The organism is Colwellia sp. BRX10-4 (genome assembly GCF_014077465.1).
Classification (GTDB): Bacteria; Pseudomonadota; Gammaproteobacteria; order Enterobacterales; family Alteromonadaceae; genus Colwellia_A.
The window spans coordinates 357815-376558 of sequence record NZ_JACGVZ010000002.1; the positions used below are offsets into that span (position 1 = coordinate 357815).

Annotated in this window: 12 protein-coding genes; 4 read left to right on the forward strand and 8 right to left on the reverse strand. The window is 39.0% G+C overall.

Annotation, left to right across the window (positions count from 1 at the left end; all coding sequences use genetic code 11):
- Positions 1–2 precede the first annotated feature (2 nt).
- Positions 3–1526, reverse strand: coding sequence for a CsiV family protein (locus H4J67_RS04015; protein WP_182174784.1), 1524 nt, complete (start codon positions 1524–1526; stop codon positions 3–5).
- 73 nt (positions 1527–1599) lie between these two features.
- Positions 1600–5139, reverse strand: coding sequence for a transcription-repair coupling factor (mfd, locus tag H4J67_RS04020; protein WP_182202911.1), 3540 nt, complete (start codon positions 5137–5139; stop codon positions 1600–1602).
- A 178-nt stretch (positions 5140–5317) separates the two neighbouring features.
- Between mfd and H4J67_RS04025 the strand changes: the two genes are divergently transcribed.
- The 3 genes from H4J67_RS04025 (at position 5318) to glnS (ending at position 10083) form a co-directional block, all read left to right on the forward strand.
- Complete coding sequence (locus tag H4J67_RS04025) at positions 5318–5974, forward strand: DUF1456 family protein (protein WP_182174790.1); 657 nt, start codon at positions 5318–5320, stop codon at positions 5972–5974.
- 296 nt (positions 5975–6270) lie between these two features.
- Complete coding sequence (locus H4J67_RS04030) at positions 6271–8121, forward strand: DUF885 family protein (RefSeq protein ID WP_182174793.1); 1851 nt, start codon at positions 6271–6273, stop codon at positions 8119–8121.
- Positions 8122–8412: 291 nt separating this feature from the next.
- Positions 8413–10083, forward strand: coding sequence for a glutamine--tRNA ligase (gene glnS, locus H4J67_RS04035; RefSeq protein ID WP_182174795.1), 1671 nt, complete (start codon positions 8413–8415; stop codon positions 10081–10083).
- Between the two features lie 525 nt (positions 10084–10608).
- On the opposite strand, the gene trpA is transcribed toward glnS, so the two are convergent.
- From trpA to H4J67_RS04065, 6 genes are all read right to left on the reverse strand, one after another.
- Positions 10609–11463 carry a tryptophan synthase subunit alpha gene (gene trpA, locus H4J67_RS04040; RefSeq protein ID WP_404842773.1) on the reverse strand — a complete coding sequence of 285 codons (855 nt, stop codon included), beginning with the start codon at positions 11461–11463 and terminating at the stop codon, positions 10609–10611.
- Positions 11460–12707, reverse strand: coding sequence for a tryptophan synthase subunit beta (trpB, locus tag H4J67_RS04045; protein WP_182174798.1), 1248 nt, complete (start codon positions 12705–12707; stop codon positions 11460–11462). The genes trpA and trpB overlap by 4 nt, the downstream gene beginning before the upstream one ends.
- A 93-nt stretch (positions 12708–12800) precedes the next feature.
- A complete protein-coding gene (gene trpCF, locus H4J67_RS04050; protein ID WP_182174801.1) occupies positions 12801–14189 on the reverse strand; it encodes a bifunctional indole-3-glycerol-phosphate synthase TrpC/phosphoribosylanthranilate isomerase TrpF in 1389 nt (462 codons plus the stop codon).
- A gap of 1 nt (position 14190) precedes the next feature.
- Positions 14191–15222 (reverse strand): anthranilate phosphoribosyltransferase, encoded by a 1032-nt coding sequence (gene trpD, locus H4J67_RS04055; protein ID WP_182174804.1) that lies wholly within the window; start codon positions 15220–15222, stop codon positions 14191–14193.
- A complete protein-coding gene (locus tag H4J67_RS04060) occupies positions 15215–15877 on the reverse strand; it encodes an aminodeoxychorismate/anthranilate synthase component II (protein ID WP_182202913.1) in 663 nt (220 codons plus the stop codon). The genes trpD and H4J67_RS04060 overlap by 8 nt, the downstream gene beginning before the upstream one ends.
- Positions 15870–17534 (reverse strand): anthranilate synthase component 1, encoded by a 1665-nt coding sequence (locus tag H4J67_RS04065; RefSeq protein ID WP_182202914.1) that lies wholly within the window; start codon positions 17532–17534, stop codon positions 15870–15872. Before H4J67_RS04065 ends, H4J67_RS04060 begins: the two co-directional genes overlap by 8 nt.
- 329 nt (positions 17535–17863) lie before the next feature.
- Between H4J67_RS04065 and H4J67_RS04070 the strand changes: the two genes are divergently transcribed.
- The coding region (locus tag H4J67_RS04070) for an RNase RNM (protein ID WP_182202916.1) at positions 17864–18744 on the forward strand (881 nt) is incomplete at its 3' end.

Genomic DNA, 18744 nt, shown 5'->3' on the forward strand with positions numbered 1-18744 from the left:
ATTTAGTTAAGTGGAGTTGACTGTTCAACTTCCTTAGTGGGTTTGTCATAAGGCAGAATACGAATGATCATACCTATATAAGGATGATCAAAATAGTGTATTTCCGTGCTTCTGACTCGTCGGTCTTGTTTAAAGTTTATCGTTTTTAAAATTGCCGATGGTTTTTGTTTATCACCAGGTACTAACTTCTGTGTTGCTTGTTCGGCTAACGACATATTCATTACGTTGAGATCAGCAGTAATATGTAAATAAAAGTCAACTTCTACCTTGATAAAACCCTCTAGTGTCCAATTTTGAGGAGGCTTTATTGGGGCTGCTTGCATGGTGCTAGTATTCAATATTAGCGCTGTGTCGGTTATATCTTGCTCTATTTCAGCGAGTAAACTTTTTGTCTCAGTAGGTAAACTGGGTAGCTTTATCAGCAGCGCTTGTAAACGTTCTGCCATTATTTTTTCTTTTACTGTTTCATCTGACCCTTCTATTTGGGCCGAACTATCCTTGTATAAGGCGCTATGCAGGGCCTCTTCTTGGCTTTGTGCTTGTTTGCGTTGCTGTTGAAATTGTTGCAATTCTTTTTGGTATTGTTCGGCAAAATTTTCACCGGCAATAACTTTCAGTGGCACAGCTAATTGTTTAGTTTTTGTTTTTTGACGCCAGCCAAAATGCAGTAAGGGTTTGAAATTTCGACTGCGGGCTATTTCTTTAACAATATCGTCAAGTTGTAATGATTCTTTATTAAGTAAGTAGTCTTCATCACTATAGATATCTTCAATATTATTAATAGTAGGTGGTACTTGCTCAATATTAAAAGCGTTATAACTTTGATAAGCATAAGCATCGGTTGATTGAGTAAAGTGCTTAAATTCCTCTACAGAAATAGTACAAAGACCCTCGGTAAATGAGGCGGTTTCGTTGGCATAAGTTAAGGGCAAGGTTGAAAATTCAGCCGCTGCTTGCTCAAGTAACATTAAGCGTTGCGTTAATTCTTTTTCGCTCATCACTTGTTTTGGTAATGGCATAGCTAAACTGCTGTCGTCATCCATCCTTAATGAACTATTTATCGGTGCTGGGCTATCATCGATATTGTCCAACACCACTGGGCTATGTGTGCTATCGCTAAATTTTGATACTGATATCTCTGTTAACGACTCGTCTATCGTTTGGGCTGAAAGTGTTTGTAATTCAGCTAAGCTTTTAGCAACATAGTAAGGCTGCTCTTTTATCGCCGCTATAGCTTGCTCAAGAAATGATTGAGCATAAGTAGGATTATCACAACGGGGTAATTGCTGTTTTAAGCTGGCGATATCAGGGTTAAGGTAAGGAACTAATAAGTCGATAATATTTCGATATTTGGGTAAAGCCGTATTATTTGGAAACTTCTCTTTTAATTGCGCTTTATCGCTCAGTTGACTAAACAGGATCACTTCCACTTCAAACCAGCGATCGTCATTATCTTTATCTGTGGCACTGGTTTGTTGTGAAAATATTAAGGCTGCACAGAGCAGCGCTAAATTTTTTAAATTCATTAATCATCCAAAGAGTTATAACCTGCCTTGTTATTGTAAACTAAGGCATTGAGTCTGCTCTGTTATCTTACGGTTATTTTTTTGTTTTTACTAAATCATTTAACATAGATGTCACTAAAATAAAGCGTGATTTACTGTCTTCAGTGGCAATTTTAAATTGGAGTTTATTAGCGCCAACTAATTTATAAACTTTGGGCTGTTGCTGAATAAGACCAATAATAAGCGTAGGATCAACCTTTGTCTCATCGCTAAACTCAATAGAGCCACCTGCTGGACCTGCTTCGATGCGAGAAACCCCTATTTTTTGCGCCTTTAAACGTAACTTCGCAATATGGACTAGATTTTTAGCCGCTTGCGGTAATAAGCCAAAACGGTCAATTAATTCTACCTGAATTTCGTCAAGTTCATTTTTATTGCCGCAACTGGCGATACGTTTATAAATACTTAATCGTAAGCTGACATCAAAAATATAATCGTCTGGTAGTAATGCCGGCACCCGTAATTCAATTTCAGTTTGCTTAGCGGTCATATTTTCAAGCGATAGTTGTTTGCCTTGTTTCAACGCTGAAACGGCTTGATCGAGCATTTCCATATAAAGAGTAAAGCCGATTTGGCTCATCGAGCCACTTTGTCCCTCACCTAATAATTCACCTGCGCCACGAATTTCGAGATCGTGTGTGGCCAAGGTAAAACCAGCGCCTAAATCTTCAAGGGACGCAATAGCTTCAAGACGTTTCTTTGCATCTTTAGTAATACGTTTAACATGTGGTGTTAATAAATAAGCATAAGCTTGATGATGTGAACGACCCACTCGGCCTCGTAATTGATGGAGTTGCGCTAGACCTAAATGGTCGGCTCTGTCCATAATAATGGTATTAGCTGTTGGCACATCGATACCTGTTTCGATAATCGTTGTACAAACTAATACATTGTAACGTTGGTGATAAAAGTCGCCCATAATGCGTTCAAGTTCACGTTCACGCATCTGCCCGTGGGCGGTGGTTACTTTTGCTTCTGGCAGCAGTTTTTGAATATCTGCGGCGGTTTTATCTATGGTATCAACGTTGTTATGTAAAAAGTAAACCTGACCACCACGAAGGATCTCACGTAAAATAGACTCACGAATAAGGGCGTCGTCACGCTCGCGAACAAAGGTTTTTACCGCTAAGCGTTTTGCTGGCGGTGTGGCAATAATCGATAAGTCGCGCATGCCGCCCATCGCCATATTTAATGTCCGTGGAATAGGGGTTGCGGTCAATGTTAAAATATCAACATTACTGCGTAGTTGTTTGATTTTTTCTTTTTGTTTTACACCAAATCTATGTTCTTCATCGACCACTAATAAACCTAGGTCTTTATATTTAATGCTATTTTGCAATAATTTATGGGTGCCAATAAGAATGTCTATTTGGCCTGATTCAACATCAGCAATAACAACGTTTTGCTCTTTGGCTGTTTTAAAGCGTGATAATACTTCTATAGCAACCGGTAGATTAGCAAAGCGGTCGCGAAAGTTTTCATAATGTTGTTGGGCAAGTAAGGTTGTTGGCACTAAGATAGCAACTTGCTTACCGTCGTTAACGGCAACAAAGGCGGCACGCATCGCAACCTCAGTTTTACCAAAACCGACATCACCACAAACGAGCCTGTCCATGGCCTTATCGCTGAGCATATCAGACACTACGGCTTTAATGGCTTGCTCTTGATCAAAGGTTTCTTCAAACGGGAAACTGTCTGAAAAAGCTTGATACTCAGCTTTGTCACGTTTGAATTGATAACCTTTATTACTGGCTCTGCTGGCGTATATATCGAGTAGTTCAGCCGCCACGTCACGCACTTTTTCAGCGGCCTTTTGTTTTGCTTTACTCCAAGTATCGTTACCTAATTTATGTAACGGCGCACTTTCTGCGTCGGCGCCCGAATAACGGCTAATTAAATGCAATGAGCCAACCGGTACATAAAGCTTTGATTCACCTGCGTAAATTAAAACCAGAAACTCAGTGGTTATGCCACTGTTTTCAATGGTTTGTAAGCCCATGTAGCGACCAATGCCATGCTCAAAATGGACAACAGGTTGTCCAATTGAAAGCTCGGCCAAGTTTTTAAAAATAGCATCCGCTTGAATGGTTTGTTGTTTGGTACGGCGGCGACTTTGCTTTATCCGCTCTCCTAAGAGTTCATCTTCGGTGATTAGGGCTATCGCATTTTTCTTGGCGGTGCCTTTACTTTGAAAGATAAAACCACTGTTGAGGGTATTCACTGTGATGCCAAGTTTGTCCGGGCTTGCGACAAAGCTTTCAATATCGTCAAAATATTGTGGCTTGATATGGTTACGCTCTAATAACTCTAAAACACTTTCTCGACGGCCTTGGCTTTCGGCAACAAATAAAATTTTATCTGGGGTTTCTTTGTCGCGAATAAAATTATTGATTAATTCAAAAGGCTGTTTCAGTTGATGATTAACCGTAACATCAGGTAAGGGTGTGACATCAAAACGGATATGACCGGCTTTTGACTTTTCAATGTCGTCACTGTCAGTTTCTTGTAACGCGTTTATTACCGGCACTTTTTCTATTGAAATTCGGTCAAAAGGTTTTAAGGCACGATAAAACTCTTCACTATTTAAAAAGAGTTTCTTGGGGGCTAATAATGGCCGAGTCAGATCATAACGACGTTCTTCAAATCGGTAATCAATATCAAGCCAGTACTGTTCAATAGCCTTATCAATATCGCCACTGAGCATTATCCGTGTGTTTTCGCCTAAATAGTCACACAAAGTGCTCGTTTCTTCAAAGAACAAGGGGAGGTAATATTCAATACCTGCCGGTAAAATACCATCACTGACCTGATGATATATTGACTCTTTATGGATGGTGTTGGGGAATTCTTCTCGGTATTGACGACGAAATAAACTTATTGCTGCTTCGTCGGTCGGAAATTCGTGTGCGGGTAATAAATTTATTTCATCTATTTTATCACTTGAACGCTGGTTTTCAGGATCGAACAAGCGAATATCATCAATTTCATCATCAAAAAAATCTAAGCGAAACGGTGTTTTACAGCCCATAGGGAATAAGTCGAGAATTGCACCACGTGCAGAGAATTCACCATGCTCCATCACTTGTTCTACGCAGCGATAACCACTGGCTTCAAGATTTTGTCGCATTTGATGTAAGTCTTTTTTATCACCTACTTTTACGATCAAACTATTCGTACGCAAATACTGCGTTGGCGCAAGGCGTTGTAATAATGTTGAAACCGGCACAATAATAATGCCACTTTTCATATTTGATAATTGGTAAAGCGTTGCTAGTCGCTGGGAAATAATATCTTGATGCGGGGAAAAGGTATCATAGGGCAATGTTTCCCAATCAGGAAATAAGCAAATAGGCAGTTGCCGCTTTTTATTTAAACTTTTTAATTCTTGCTCGAAACGCAATGCTGACTGGGTGTCGTTGGTTAATAACAACATCGGAGCGTCGGCATTGATGGCGCCATGGTATATAGCTAGCGTGTCACTACTACCTAGTAAATTAGTCCAATGCTTTTTATCAGCATGTTTGCCACGACGTTTAGTTAATACAGGTTCAAATAAGCTAGCAGTTTTACTCATGATTTCTCTATCAAATAATGATTGTTAATAAGGCGCGCTAAAACAGCGCATTATCTTAACATGAGTTAACGTTAAATTTTAAGAACGAGTAAATACTTTTTTGTTTAAAAAACTATAGTGATATAATAAGGCCCAGCTTTACATTGGGTAAAGCCTGCTGTGTTTTTTGGAGAGTTTCGTGACCAATAATGATGTTTTACGTCGTTTAAGATATACCTTTAATTTTAATGATCAAAAGATGATCGACCTATTTAATTTAGCAAAGTTAACGGTAAGTCGTGAACAAATCAGTTATTGGTTGAAAAAAGAAGATGATCCACAAGTTGTTAACTGCACCGATGTTCAGCTTGCTACTTTTTTGAACGGTTTAATTATTGACAAACGTGGCGCCCGTGATGGTGAAACACCGCCAGCTGAAAAACGAATGAATAACAATCTTGTGCTCAACAAATTAAAAATAGCATTAGCGCTGCGCGCAGAAGATGTTCTCGATATGATGTCTACCTCAGGTATACGTATGACTAAACCTGAATTAAGTGCATTTTTTCGTAAGCCAGATCACAAACATTACCGCGAGTGTAAAGATCAGTTTTTGAGAAACTTTATTCAAGCCATTGATACCAAATATCATGTTAACCGTCCTGAAAAATTTACTCCAAAGCGTGAAGTTGAAACGGTAAAAAAACCTGAGTTACCAAAAAAAGACTATCAAGCCGCTAAGCCTAAAGTGAGCAAAATATACATAAACCCCAATGCCACTAAAGCAACAGAGAACGATGATAAACCTAAACGAAAAGTGTTAAAACTTAAGCCATCTGATATTTATAAGACTTAGGTTTTACGTGTGATTATTTATATTCAGTAACACTTGAGAATAAATTTTCCTATGTTAATCATAAAAGTACAAGTTTTACTTCAATTGAAAAGAGCTTTACCTCGGTATAAGCTCTTTTTTATGTCTGATAAAAAATAGAAGAGGTAAAGTTCCTTTTATCGTAATTACAAAGCGATTCGTCGAACAGCTATTGCCAACACTATTATTTTTGATCAAGACTAGATAAAAGCATTTTTAATTCAGAACATTTACAGTTATTGAAATGTAACTATATATTCCTATAAAAAGAGATACTTATGACTTTAAAAAGTACATTGCTGGTAGTAGCTATTTCTAGCTCATTACTTGGCGCTTGCACAGAACAAAAAGGTATTGATACACCACAAACAAGTTCAAAGGACGCTGAGAAGAAAAGTGCGATTAAAGCACTGTCTGAATCAGAAGAAGCTAATCAAATATTTGATGCTATTTTTGATGAAGGTGTTGCACGAAGCCCGATGATGCAAACTTATTTAGGTATAAAAACTGATTATGATAAATGGGATGATATTTCAGAAGAAAACACGCTAAAGGAATTAGCGATTACTCATGAAAACCTTCAGCGTGTTAAAGCCATCGATAGTAGCAAACTCGATGAGCAGACAATGATCAGCTATCACTTATTGGTACAAAAATTAGAAAATAAAATTACTGACCATAAGTGGCGTTTTCATAACTATCCTGTAAATCAAATGCGTGGTTTACATTCAAGTTTACCGGCATTTTTAATTAATCAGCATTCCATTAGTAATGTGAAAGAAGCACAAGATTATATTGCTCGAGTGCAGGGTGCTAAAGTACTTTTAGAACAATTAACGACACAACTAAAATTGCGTGAAGAGCTAGGTATTATTGCCCCTAAGTTTGTTTTTCCTCACGTTATTCGAGACTCTCAAAATATTCTTGCAGGTGCGCCATTTGAAGATGGAAAAGACAGTACGATTTTAGCTGACTTCACTAAAAAGGTGAATAAACTTGAGATCAATGTCGCTGAAAAAAGCACGCTGTTAGCAACGCTTAATACCGCATTAATGAACAACATAAAACCGGGCTATCAGCAATTAGTCAGTTATTTAGAAACGCTAGAAAAAAAAGCAGACAATAGAGATGGCGCTTGGAAATTTCCAGAAGGTGAAGCATTCTTTAATAACGCATTACAACGTACCACCACAACAGATTTAACCGCTAACCAAATTCACCAAACTGGCTTAAGTGAAGTGGCTCGAATTCACGGTGAAATGCGCACTATTATGGAAAAGGTTGGCTTTGAAGGCGAACTTGGTGAGTTTTTTGAATTCATGCGTAATGATAAACAATTTTATTACGCTGCTGATGAAGTGGGTAAACAACGTTACTTAGACGAAGCTGTTGCTTTAATTGATGATATGGAAGGACGTTTAGACAGTTTATTTTTAACTAAACCTAAAGCTAAACTAAAAGTTAAAGCGGTTGAGGCTTTTAGAGAAAAATCGGCAGGTAAAGCATTCTATCAACAACCTGCACCTGATGGCTCTCGTCCAGGTGTTTATTATGCCAACCTTTACGACATGCAAGCGATGCCAACATATCAAATGGCGGCTCTGGCGTATCATGAAGGAATACCGGGTCATCATATGCAAATAGCTATTAAGCAAGAGCTCACTGATATTCCAAAATTTCGTAAATTTGGTGGTTATACGGCACACACCGAAGGTTGGGGGTTATATGCAGAAATGATCCCTAAAGAAATTGGTTTATACCAAGACCCATATTCTGATTTTGGCCGCTTAGCCATGGAGTTATGGAGAGCTTGTCGCTTAGTGGTTGATACGGGTATTCACACGCAAAAATGGACGCGAGAACAAGGTATTGAATATTATGTAGCAAATACGCCAAATGCTAAGTCTGACGCGGTAAAAATGGTCGAGCGCCATGTTGTTATGCCGTCACAAGCAACCGCATATAAAATTGGCATGTTAAAAATTATTGAATTACGAGAAAAAGCTAAAGTTGACCTTGGTGAAAAATTCGATATTCGTGAATTTCATGATGTGGTACTTCGCAATGGGCCAGTACCCTTAAATGTTTTAGCGCAATTAGTTGATACTTATATAGTGAATAAAAAATAGCGAATAAAAAAGCTTAAGCTAAAGTGTTATTGCAGTAAAAAATCTTTATAAAAGAGAAGTGCCGTTTGGTACTTCTCTTTTTTATGGAGATTACGTAAATACCTATTGATGATAATCAGACGTTAATTGATTTTTCTAGGAATAAGCCGATATTTATTTAATTCTTAAGCAACTTTTGCCCTTAATGCGTAAAATTTATAATTTGCCGAGATAAGCGCTATTCCCTTTGATTAACAGTTGTTATAATGCCGAAAAATAACGTAGTTTAAATTCTTTTTAGAGGTTTTGTGGATGTCGGAAGCTGAAAAACGCCCAACAAATTTTATTCGTCAAATTATCGATGCGGATCTTGAAAGTGGTAAACATTCGAGTGTACAAACTCGTTTCCCACCTGAGCCCAATGGTTTTTTACATATTGGCCATGCGAAAGCAATTTGTTTAAATTTTGGCATCGCTCAAGATTACCTAGGCTTATGTAATTTACGTTTCGATGATACCAACCCTGAAAAAGAAGACATTGATTACGTTAACTCAATTCAAGAAGACGTAAAATGGTTAGGCTTTGATTGGGCGGGTAAGGTTCATTACTCCTCTGATTACTTTGATCAATTGCATGGTTTTGCTGTTGAATTAATTGAGAAAGGCTTGGCATACGTTTGTTTCTTAAATGCGGATGAAGCACGCGAACATCGTGGTTCGCTCAAAGCGCCAGGGAAAAATAGCCCGTATCGTGATACGAGTGCTGAAGATAACTTAGCACTTTTTGCCAAAATGAAAGACGGTAAATGTAAAGAAGGCGAATGTGTTCTTCGCGCTAAAATTGATATGACATCAAGCTTTATGTGTTTGCGTGACCCGATTCTTTATCGCGTTCGTTTTGCTCATCATCATCAAACAGCCGACAAATGGTGCATTTACCCGATGTACGATTTTACCCATTGTTTATCTGATGCTATTGAAGGTATTACCCATTCACTTTGTACATTAGAATTTCAAGATAACCGTCGTTTATATGACTGGGTACTTGAAAATGTATCGATTGATGTTGTACCTCATCAATATGAGTTTTCACGTTTAAACCTTGAATATACTGTGATGAGTAAACGTAAACTTCATACGTTAGTTGATGAAAAGCTTGTAAATGGTTGGGACGATCCGCGTATGCCAACGATTGCTGCCTTTCGTCGTCGCGGTTATACTCCGAGCTCATTACGTGAGTTTGCTAAACGTATTGGCGTGACTAAAATGGACAATACCGTTGAAATTGGTGTTTTAGAAGCTTGTATTCGTGAAGACCTCAATGACAATGCACCTCGTGCTATGGCGGTACTTGACCCGATTAAATTGGTAATAGAAAACTACCCAGCAGATCAAGTAGAAGAATTAACAGTAAAAAATCATCCAAGTGATGATGAACAAGGTACCCGCATTGTTCCTTTCGCCGCAGAACTTTATATTGAAGCGGAAGACTTTCGTGAAGAAGCTAATAAAAAATATAAACGTCTAGTGCTTGGTAAAGCCGTGCGTTTACGTGGTGCTTATGTTGTTACCGCCACACGTTGTGACAAAGACAGCGAAGGCAATGTTACGACCGTTTATTGTCATTATAATGCCGATACCTTAGGTAAAAATCCTGAAGATGGTACTAAACCAAAAGGTGTTATTCATTGGGTTGCTGCTCAGCAATCTATTGATGCAGAAATTCGTTTATATGACCGTTTATTTAATGTACCAAATCCTGCTGCTGCAGAAAATTTTCAGAGTGTGATGAATGAAGATTCGTTAATTACCATCAGTCACGCTAAAGTAGAGCCGTCATTGGTCAATGCTAAACCTGAACAAGCCTTTCAATTTGAACGCCAAGGTTATTTTTGTCGTGATAATAAAGACTCACAAGGTGATAAGTTGGTATTTAACCGTACGGTAGGTTTGCGCGATACTTGGGCTAAAATGGGTAACTAATTACCCTGCTATTACGTTTAAAACCTTTATTTACTGGAGTTTTACCGGTATATAAAGGTTTTTTTTATCTAAATTTATACTTTAATTTTTTCATCATATAGCTTGTATTGAATGGTATCGTAATTATTAATATATTTAGGTGTGTGATTTTAAAGTTTAGATAACAGATAAGCTATTTTTGAAAAACTAACGAAGTTAAAAAGTCCGCTAAACAATACGATACATGCCATTATTACTTTTGATTTAGATGACTTTAAATCAGTTTACGATAAATATTCACATATTTGTGGCGTGTTTAAAAGACCTAGAAAAAATCTGTACAAATTACTGTCGAAGGCATTCGCTGTAGTTTGAAAAAATCCGCTAGTGATAAATAATGCAATAGCATTATATCTATTATTTAAACGTGATTATTAATAAAATTTTCTTAGCAAGTTAACAAAGTATAATGATAAGAATAAAGGCAGCTGATGTTAATTCAGCTGGCTTTACTTAATTTTATAGATATCAAACAGGCGTTTATTATTAACGAGTCGCTGCTTTCATTTCTTGAACAAAATGTGTTAATGCCGCTAGCATAGCGACATTATCTTCAAGGTTATTTTCAATGATTTTAACCACTGCAGAACCACTTATCGCGCCAGCGGCACCTGTTGCAAGTGCTGCTTTAACTTGTTCTGGGTTAGAAATACCAAACCCTATCACGCCCGGTGAGGCATTATTTGCTTTTAGCTTTTCAATTAAATGAATAGCAGGATTAGTGGTTTCTGCTGATGCACTTTTAGGGGTATCCACCCCGGTTACACCCGCACGACTTAATACGTAGGTGTAGCCGTAGCTATATTTTGCAACCTGCTTTAATGTTTCTTCGCTGCCGTTAGGCGGAGCAATAAATATTGGCGCAACACCATACTTTAGTGCAGCAGCACGGAACGGGGCACTTTCACGCAAAGGTAAATCAGCAATTAACACTGAATCAACACCAGCAGCAGCCATATCTTTATAAAAAACATCAATACCACGAGCAAAAACTAAATTTCCATAAAGTAGTAAACCGATAGGGATTTCAGGCGCGTAAGCACGAACTTTTGCTAAAATAGTTAAGCAAACATCAGTGTCTACCCCAGCGTTGAGTGCACGCAATGCCGCCATTTGAATAGTAATACCATCTGCACTTGGGTCTGAAAATGGAATACCTAATTCTAATGCATCTGCACCAGCATCGATTAAAGCTTTAATTATTTCAAATGATTGCTCAATATTTGGATCGCCCATGGTCACAAACGGAATAAAAGCACCTTGATTCTTTTTTGCTAATTGAGCAAAAGTTTGCTGATAACGTGTGGTCATCTGTTTATTTGACGTTGTGTCTAAGCTCATTTTGCTTCTCCTTGACTTTTTACTTCATTTTCAGCTTGTAATACTGTTTGCACATGCGCTAAATCTTTGTCACCGCGCCCTGATAAATTAACAAGAAATACGGTTTCTTCAGTAACCGCTTCCGCCATTTTTATCGTGTGAGCAAGGGCATGCGATGGTTCAAGTGCTGGAATAATACCTTCATTCATTGCTAACAGTTTAAAAGCTGACAACGCTTCATCGTCATTAATGGGCACATATTGAGCGCGACCCGTATCTTTTAAAAAGGCATGTTGTGGACCAACAGCTGGGTAGTCTAGACCGGCTGAAACCGAGTACGACTCCTCTATTTGTCCTGATTTATCTTGCATAATATAAGTGTAGTTACCGTGTAACATGCCTTTTGTACCGGCAACTAAGGTTGCCCCATGTTGGTTGGTATTAACACCTTTGCCACCTGCTTCAACACCAATTAATTTTACACTGCTCTCTTTAATAAAATCATGGAATATACCAATGGCGTTTGAACCACCACCCACACAAGCAATGACATAGTCAGGTAAGCGACCTTCTTGTTTAAGGATTTGTTGTTTAGCTTCCTCACCAATCATTTTTTGAAATTCACGAACAATAGTTGGAAACGGGTGAGGACCTGCGGCTGTGCCTAACAAGTAATGAGCGTTTTCATAGTTTGCAGACCAGTCACGCAAAGCTTCATTAACGGCATCTTTTAAGGTGCCGGAGCCTGCAGTAACAGGGATAACTTCTGCCCCCATTAATTTCATGCGAAATACATTGGGTTGTTGACGTTCACAATCTAGTGCGCCCATATATACTCGACATTTTAAACCTAGCAACGAGCAAGCAATGGCTGAAGCCACGCCGTGCTGTCCAGCACCTGTTTCAGCTATAACTTCTGTTTTACCCATACGTTTAGCTAGTAGTGCTTGACCAAGGACTTGATTGGTTTTATGGGCGCCACCGTGTAATAAGTCTTCGCGCTTTAAATATATTTTAGCTAATGGATTTTTACATAAATTGCGGGTTAAGGTCAGGGGGGTTGGACGTCCCGCGTAATTTGTTAGTAGGTCATTAAACTCAGTTAAAAAGCTCTCGTCTAGTTGTGAGTCAATAAATGCTTGCTCTAACTGCTCAAGGGCAGGGACTAATAATTCACCAACAAACATGCCACCAAATTCGCCAAAATAGGCTGGTAACGTTGCTTTTGCTTGGGTCGTCTCTTGTTTAATTGTTTGCTCTGTCATTTTCTTTATTCCTAATGCTTTATACGAGTTACATGAACTAAGTGACTTATTTATAGCGTATAAATATTTACTTAATTTGTGTGTTCGGTCTTATTAATAGTGTCTAATGGCGGCGAAAACTTGTTGAAGTTTTTCGCGGCTTTTAACGCCTGGGCTTGTTTCAACGCCTGAGTTGAGATCCAAACCGAATAAATCTAGTGCTGTTTTCTGGCTAACCGCCTGTGTAATATTATCGATAGACAGCCCACCTGCTAGAAAACAATGGCTTAAGTCTTGCCTAGAATCGGCTAACGCTCGCCAATTAAAGGTTTCACCACTGCCGGCATTTTTGCCATCTAAGACATAAAACTGCGCATTTCTGATTAACTCAGGTACTTCGTCTTCGACCGGTAAAGCTTTCCAGCTTTGGCAGCCTTTTGGAAGTAATGGCTGCAATGAAGTGATATATTGTGAAGTTTCATTACCATGAAGTTGCACTGCAAATAAGTTTAGCTTGTGGGCAAGTTTCGCCACTTCTTCAATGGCATGATTAACAAACACGCCGACGTAACGTAAAGAGGGAACCTGTTCGACAATCATTGTTGCTTGTTGTTCGTTAACATATCTTTGCGACTTTTCAGCGAAAATTAAGCCACCAAATTGTGCGCCGGCATCAACAGCACTTTGGGCATAGTCAACTTGTGTTAAGCCGCAGACTTTGTTATTACCATAAATGAGTTTACGACAAGCTAAATCAATATCATCTTCTGCCATAATTGAACTACCCACTAGAAAACCATCAACTGCTGGCGCTAACTCGCGAACTTGTTCGTTGGTATAAATACCCGATTCAGATATAACGATGCGATCAGCCGGTAGTGTCGGCGCATAGTCAAAGGTTCGAGCGATATCAGTGGATAAGTCGCGTAAATCTCGGTTGTTAATACCAATAAGTTTAGCGCCTAAATCTATGGCTCGATCGCGCTCCTCATCGTTAGATATTTCAGTCAAGACCGCTAAGTTATATTGCTCAGCGATAGCAGATAAGTCTTTATATTCTTGGTCTGATAAAACGCTTAACATCAATAAAATCGCATCAGCGCCATAATATCGCGCCAAATAAACTTGATAGGCATCAACAAAGAAATCTTTATTAAGTACTGGACAATTTACCGAGTCAGTCACTATTTTTAAATATTCAAAAGTGCCTTGAAAGTATTTTTCGTCTGTTAAAACAGAAATAGCAGCAGCATATTTATCGTAAATCTGACAAATAGCCTTAGGGTCAAAATTTTCACGAATTAAACCTTTTGACGGCGAAGCCTTTTTACACTCTAAAATAAAACTAGCATGCGTGTGACCTTTTTTTCTATCAAGTGCACCATACATATCTTTTTGAGTGGGTACTAAAGTGTCAATAAATTCACTTAATGGAAAATCAATTTTACGTTGCGCTATTTCGATACGTTTATCAGCAACAATTTTTTCTAGTACATTTGCCATGTTATGCCATTGCCTTTGAGTCTGAATTTGAGTTTGAAATCACGACCATATTTTCTAAAGTCGTTAATGCTTTACCTGAAGCTAATACTTCTCTTGCCATGTTAGCGGCTATTTTTAAATCAGTTGCTTTATCATGTAGGTACAATAAGGCAGCACAATTAATAATGACGGCGGCATTATGAGCAGGCTTGCCATTACCACTGAGAATAGCGCGAATATAATCGGCATTTTCTTGTGGCGTACCGCCCTTAATATCTTCTAATGTATAACTGGGTAAACCAAAATCAGCGGGAGAAAGGGTTCGGCTTGTACATAGACCATTGGCTATCTCGCTAATTTGCGTTTCGCCGTGTAAAGCAATTTCATCTAAGCCGCTACCGTGAACGACCCAACCACGCTTAACCCCAGTTAACAGTAAACTTTTTGCCATTACATCGATAAGCCCTGGTGTATAAACACCGAGTAACATTGTGCTCGGTGAAGCAGGATTTACTAATGGCCCTAAAATATTAAATAAAGTGCGCACCCCCATAGATTTTCTAACCGGAGCAGCATGCTTAAAACCCGGGTGATAAGCCGGAGCATATAAGAAACATAAATTTGTTTGTGCTAAACACGCACTTGCTGTCGTTGGCGACATCATTAAATTGACGCCAAAGGCCTCCAGTAAATCCGCGGAGCCAGACATGCTAGAAACACTTCGGTTACCGTGTTTCGCCATTTTTAAGCCACACGCCGCGGCTAAAATTGCCGCAGTAGTTGATATGTTAATGGTATTTGCGCCATCACCACCGGTGCCTACACAGTCAGCAACGTTATGCTCTTGCTGCGGAAATGGAGTTGCTGAGCCTCTTACGGCTAGAGCAGCACCTGAAATTTCGTTAGCTGTTTCGCCCTTTATTTTTAAGGCAGTTAATACACTTGCTAACAGTACGGGCTCAACCTCACCTTTGATCATATTTTTAAAAAAATCTTCAGCTTCAGTCTGACTAATATCATTTCCATCAACGAGTTGTTGTAAAATTTTACTCATAAGAACCTTCCGCTACTTTGTGTGGTGAAGCCAGTAAATAATCAATAGTTTGCGCTAATAACGTGCCGCCATAAGTCGTTAGGATTGACTCTGGATGAAATTGAAATCCTAAGGCTACGTCTGTTTTATGCTCAATGGCCATCGGTAAACTGATTTGTTCAGATGTGATATATTCAGCAATAATATCAATGGTATTAGGGACTTCACTTGCTACCAGTGAATGGTAGCGAGCCACAGGTAACGGGTGATTTATCTGGTCAAAAACACCAGTTTGACGATGGGTAATACTCGAGGCTTTACCATGGACAATTTCAGGTGCACGGATAACTTTACCGCCATAGTGTTCAACTAAGGCTTGATGGCCTAAACAAATGCCTAAAATTGGATATTTACCGGCACATTTGGCTATTAATGCCATTAAACAGCCGGCTTTATTGGGTTCTCCTGGGCCGGGCGATAATACGAGTAAAACTCGTTTGGTGGATTTTTGCATTTGTTCAAAGATAAAATCTGCCGATAGGGTGTTTCTATATATGGTCGGTTCAAACCCTAAACATTGAAATTCATCGACCAAGTTGTAAGTAAAAGAATCTAAGTTGTCGAGCATGAAGATCTTTACGTTGCCATTAACAGGGGCTTCTTGATGACTATGCATGATTACTCTCCTTGCACAGGTTATTTAGCTTAGTGCTGTCGCTACTCGGGGCGGCAGTGATCTCAACAGTGAACAGTTCTGCATGTTGAATGGCATTAATGACCGCTTGTGCTTTTTGCTTGGTTTCATTGGCCTCTGACTGGGGGTCTGAGTCGTAAACAACACCGGCACCCGCTTGAACATGCGCTATACCGTGTTTAACAAAAGCTGAGCGGATAACAATACAGGTATCCATTTCACCGTCACCAGTTAAATAGCCAACCGCGCCGCCATAACTTCCCCGACGTTTGCCTTCTACTTCTCGAATTAATTGTGTCGCTTTTACTTTTGGGGCTCCCGATAAAGTGCCCATATTCATACAAGCCTGATAAGCGTGTAGAGCATCAAGGTCAAGCGCTAAGGTGCCACAAACTCTAGAGACCAAATGCATAACATGAGAGTAACGGTCAACTTTTAATAAATCAGCAACATAGCGAGTACCTGCTTGGCTAACGCGGGCAATATCGTTGCGAGCTAAATCAACCAGCATAGTGTGCTCGGCTAATTCTTTTTTATCTAAACGTAATTCAAGTTCAATGCGGCTGTCTAAATCAAGCGAAATTGAACCATCTTTATTAAGTCCGCGCGGACGAGTTCCGGCAATGGGATAAATTTCTACTTGACGATTTTTATGTTGATATTTTAATGCAGATTCTGGGGAAGCACCAAAAATACAAAATTCGCTGTCTTTTAGGTAAAACATATAAGGGCTAGGGTTGCTTTGCTTTAACGCTTTATAAGCATTTAAGGTATTTGAGCACTTTAGCGAAAAGGTACGAGAAGGTACCACTTGAAAAATATCACCGGCGCGAATATTTTCTTTTAACTGATTAACCGTGTCACAGAACTGTTGATCTGAGATGTCGCTAATAACTTCATTTTTTTCAATCGGCTTGTCATCAGGTCTTTCTTGAGCAATATATTGTTGAGCCAAAATACTTTTTATATCGGCTAACCGTTGGCGAATAGTCACAAGATTATTATTGGCCGCTTCTCCTGAAAAAATATTACCAATAACTTCAGTTGATTGCGCTTCATGATCGATAACCACAACGGTTTCAGCCAAATAATAGACGAAGTCTGGGCAGGTATTATCTCCTTGGCTTACTGTCGGTAATTGCTCGGTCATCGACATCATGTCAAAAGCGAAGACACCACCTAAAAATATCGCAAAAGGGTGATTATTGCTATTTTTAAGCTTGTTGAATAAGCGCAAACTTTGAAAAGGATTAATAGCGAGTAAGCGCGATTTTTCATCCAGTTGTTGAGTCAGTTCGGGGAAAATTGCGCTAAGTGTTTTATCTTTAACACTTAATGAGGCGTGTTCAGCTAAATGCTGTTGCGCAAACTCAAGGGCCGATTGGCCATTGTTCGTTAACGCTTCAAACGTAACAAGATTGCCATGACAGGTTATTTTTAATGCCGCATCGGTAAGTAATAAGCTTTTTAATTGATGCTTTTTATCAATTTCAGCCGATTCTAATAATAAGTTATTGTCGCTGTTTTGGCTTAACTGGTGAAATATCGCCAGGGGATCGGTCTGATATTTAACGGTTTCTGATAGTGTGGTAACACTGCCAGTTTGCTTATCTATGGTAAGCGTATTCTGATGATTCATATTCTTTCCTAGCTTTTAACGTCTAATTTAAATTAATGGTCAACCTGCATAAATAGGCAATAGCCACCATATAAACCAACTTTTAACGCGCGTAATAATCATGTTTTTCTCGCCATAGTACTTTAGCTTTGAGCTAAAAAGGAAAAAGCCCACTTATTATGAAATAAGCAGGCTTTTTGAATTTTTACGTACAAGTAAACATCACAACCCACTTATGTAGATTTATGCCACCAACAATTCATCGAAATAGTTTGTTTTACTTGTATCATTATTGTCTTCATCTCAGTAAAATTGCCTTAGCAATTAATTCCCCTATAGAAGAACCGATTATGACTGTATTGTCAACCTCTGATTTAGCTGATTATTATAGCCTACGGGTCGATTTGCACAGTCATACCAAATGTTCTGATGGAACACTGACGCCGCAAGAGCTTGTTGAACGGGCGGTTAACTTCCAATTGAATGTTTTAGCCATTACCGATCACGACACGGTTAAAGGTTTATCTATAGCTAAAGATTATATTCTAGAAAAAAATCATCCATTAACTATCATCAATGGCATCGAAATATCAACCAGCTGGCATGGTTTTGAAATTCATATTGTTGGCTTAAACATCGATGAAAATAATGAACAATTGCAAACGTTAATTGCCAGCCAGCAAGCAGCAAGAGAATTACGTGCCACCACCATGGGTGAAAAACTCACCAAATGTGGCTTCCCTGGCATCTACGAGCAAGCGAAAGAACTTGCAGGGCAAGGCTCTATAACGCGGGCACACTTTGCTAAAATATTATTGCAAGAAGGCCATGTTGATCATATGCAAAAAGCCTTTGATAAATACATTGGCAAAGGCCAACGCGCGTTTGTAAAGCCCAACTGGTGTTCTATTGAAGAAGCTATTGCCGCTATTCATCACGCTGGCGGTAATGCGGTGATTGCTCATCCGGTTAGATATGACTTATCAACCAAATGGTTACGCCGCTTAGTGGTGCAATTTAAAGCGGCAAAAGGTGATGGTTTAGAAATAGTATTACCGCAAATGGCTAACGAACAACGAAAATTAATGCTAAGCTTTTGTTTAGAATATGATTTACATGCATCTATGGGCTCAGACTTTCATTATCCAACGCGATGGAGTGATTTAGGTCGTAATTTACGTATGCCCGATCAGGTGAAACCCATTTGGGACCTTTGGCCTAAGGCCGTTAA